Annotated in this window: 2 pseudogenes; both read right to left on the minus strand. The window is 43.2% G+C overall.

The window, feature by feature from the left end:
* Positions 1–206 (minus strand): annotated as a pseudogene (locus tag ACLUXO_RS10135) (hypothetical protein); the annotation flags it as partial.
* A 315-nt stretch (positions 207–521) separates the two neighbouring features.
* Positions 522–1,123, minus strand: a pseudogene (locus tag ACLUXO_RS10140) (mucin-binding protein); the annotation flags it as partial.

Here is a 1,123-nt window from a genome sequence, read left to right on the forward strand (position 1 = left end):
TTAGAGGGCTTAGGAAATGCGTCAGCTAGCTCCTTGTTCAAGCAGTTTCCTTGCATGCCAAGAGTGATCTTAATGAATGTCTTAGCATCCAATTTTCTTTTACGCGTGAAGTCTTTGCTTGGATGATAAACAAAGTAATTGATGTATTCGGCAGCCTTATCCGTTACAGAATCAAGCTGTCTAAAGACTTGTTGTTTCTTAGTCATGAGAATACGCCACCTTTGATAAAACTTCTAATCAAAGATAGCGTAAAGCGGTTTCAAAAATTAAGCAAAAAAAACACTCATCAAATTCAGATGAGTGTTCTAAGACGTTCCCCGTTCAAAGTCAATGTCTTAACTTAATGACATTGTATAGCTGATAGCACCTTATCATTTTAATGGTATCTTAACTCACAGATAAGTCTGGGAAATCATATTCTTTCATGTTCTTTTTGCAAATAACACAAAACGGCATCAAGACCGAGTGGCCTTGACACCGTTTTTTATGTGTGTTCAAAGATTTATCAGATTCTGGTTGGATTAATACTTGCGCTTTTTTTCACCCAAGAGGCCAACAAGAGCTGTCAAAGCAATCACTCCCAGACCTAATGCACTCAGCAGACCAGCCTTTCGTTCATCTACCCCGGTTTGTGGGAGCTGAGCATTAGACTTGCTTGCTGCAGAAGGAAGCTTCTTGTCACTTGCAGGGGTAAACGTAGTCTGCTTTGGAGCACCAGGGTTATTTGGCTGGCTGGCAGTCTTCGAACCTTCTGGACCAGTTGGACTTTCTGGAGTTGAAGGGATTTTGCCCTTTTCACCCTTGGTATACGGTACCAGAGTGTCCTTAGTTGGATCTTCCGGAGTTACATTTGGCACGTTTGTGGTCCAGCCTGGTACTTCCGGAGTTGGCTCGTTTGGAACCACCTTAGACGGGTCAGTTGGGTCATTCTTGTAGTTTGGCGTGTCAGCACCTGGAATTGGGTTACCCTTTGGATCTACTGGAATGATCTTGCCAATCTTCTTGTAAGTGAAGACTGCGGTCTTGTTGCCGTCAGTGAAAGTACCAGTCGTGTCAGTAGTCTTAACCAGTACGTAACCAGTAATTACCTTGGCGTCCTTAGTTACGTCGTACTTGTCACCGT

The sequence above is a fragment of the Lactobacillus delbrueckii subsp. bulgaricus genome, from assembly GCF_046938665.1.
Lineage (GTDB): Bacteria > Bacillota > Bacilli > Lactobacillales > Lactobacillaceae > Lactobacillus > Lactobacillus delbrueckii_C.